Genomic DNA, 1,709 nt, shown 5'->3' with positions numbered 1-1,709 from the left:
CTCGACGTCCCGCGCCTGGTAAGAGACCGCAATCTTTTCCCTGGCCCGGGCGATGCAGACCGCACGGAGCAGGTCGACGTACTCCTCCCGGGTCCGGACGACGCCGCAGTCCCGGGCAACCTCCCAGTCGATGGGGACGTAGGTCTCCATACTGGTGCGGAGCTCATCCGCCCGCCTGGCGAGCGCGGCCGGATCGGTGCCGGCGGCCCGGCACCCCTCCTCATCGACGTCTCCGAACCAGTAGCGCTGTAGCATGGTACGGTATTGGAGTTTCGCTGATATAATGGGTCAGGCGATCCCGAACGAGTAGGCCATCACCGGGACCATGATCGCCCCCATGCAGTAGACCCTGCGGATGTTGACGAGAGTCGGCACGTAGCCGACCGCCGTTGCGAGCAGGAGGATGAGCCCGCCGAATGGGCCGCAGAGGAAGAGCGAGAGAAGGACGACGAAGGCGATGACGGCGTAGTTGAGGTTCGTGATGTTGATGCCAGAAAACCACCAGGCCGCACGCGAGAGGAGGATGGTCAGGAGGTAGGCCCCGACCGCGGCAATCGCGCCGGCAAGGAGGATGGCGGTCGCCGGCGGCACCTCCTCAAGAGCCCCAATCGCCGCCATGACACCGCTCCGTGTCCGGGATATGGCGTAAAATGCCGCAAGGCCGAGAAAGGCGTTCACGGTGTTTGCGGCGCTGGTCGCAAGGACGTACTCGCGAGGATTCGAGTCGTAGCCGACGGCCGAGGTCAGGAGGGCGTTTGCCGTGGCGCTCGAGAGGCCGGGGAGCCAGCCGACCAGGGCTCCGGCAGCGGAGCCGAGGAGGGAACCGCGCCGGAAGGCGCCCGGGGGGAGATCGATCCCGGTGAAATGCTGCTCAGGCATGACCCCGTGCGACGCCTGGAGGAGGACCGCGATCCCGAAGAGTCCGGAGAGGAGAGGCATCAGTACCCCGGACTCTCCGCCCGCCGGCCAGGCGAGGAAGGCATAACCGAGGGAGAAGAGGCCGAGAGCCCCGGATACCGCAAAGACCGCGAGCGCCCATCCCGGCGACTCGGAGACGACGATGAGGTAGCCCGCCACAGCGAGGATGACAAGGCCGATGCCCCAGTCGATCGCCGGCTGGAGCGCAGGAAGGACCAGGACGAACGCCACCGCGAGCGGGAGGGAGAGGGCGACGCCGGCGGCGCTCCCGAGCGCCGATATCCGGACGGCCTCCTCTCCGCGGCCTTCGAGACAGAGGGCGTGCGCGGGGAGGACTGCAAGCGATGTGTCGGCGTCGGGTATGCCGAGGAACGTCCCCGGGACGTTGTCAAGGAACGTGTGCGTAACGAGCGTGGAGAACATGGCCGAGGCGATAAACACCGGGTCGAACCAGGCAAGGAGGAGCGCCTGGAGCGAGAGAAGGACGCCTGCCATGGTGTTCGCATGGATCCCGGGGACGAGGCCGCTCACGACGCCGCAGCCGATGCCGATGGCGGCCCCGAGCACGATACTGGAGAGCACGTCGATTATCCGTCGGAGCCGCGGCGGATAAACCAACCGAATCGTGCCGTCCGATACAGTCATATTCCACCGGGGCGAACGTTGTGACGATGAAGATCGCCATCACCCGGCTCGAGAACAAGGCGGCGGGAGACCGTGCCCTCTGCGCCTCCTACGGCCACGATTGCTACACGGTATCACCGCTCCGGGCGGAGCTCCGGATGGAGAGA

At 66.6% G+C, this 1,709-nt stretch carries 1 protein-coding gene and 1 pseudogene; both read right to left on the bottom strand.

The features are described 5' to 3' along the window. Positions 1–255, bottom strand: a pseudogene (locus QZ408_RS14745) (RNA-processing protein); the annotation flags it as partial. A gap of 33 nt (positions 256–288) precedes the next feature. Further along, positions 289–1,500: a tripartite tricarboxylate transporter permease gene (locus QZ408_RS14740; protein WP_292492819.1), complete on the bottom strand. Its 1,212-nt coding sequence runs from the start codon at positions 1,498–1,500 to the stop codon at positions 289–291. Positions 1,501–1,709: the final 209 nt, after the last annotated feature.

The organism is Methanoculleus sp. 10 (assembly GCF_913757945.1).
GTDB lineage: Archaea > Halobacteriota > Methanomicrobia > Methanomicrobiales > Methanoculleaceae > Methanoculleus.
The sequence above is the reverse complement of the archived record's forward strand: the minus strand, read 5'-3'. Positions and strand labels throughout refer to the sequence as shown.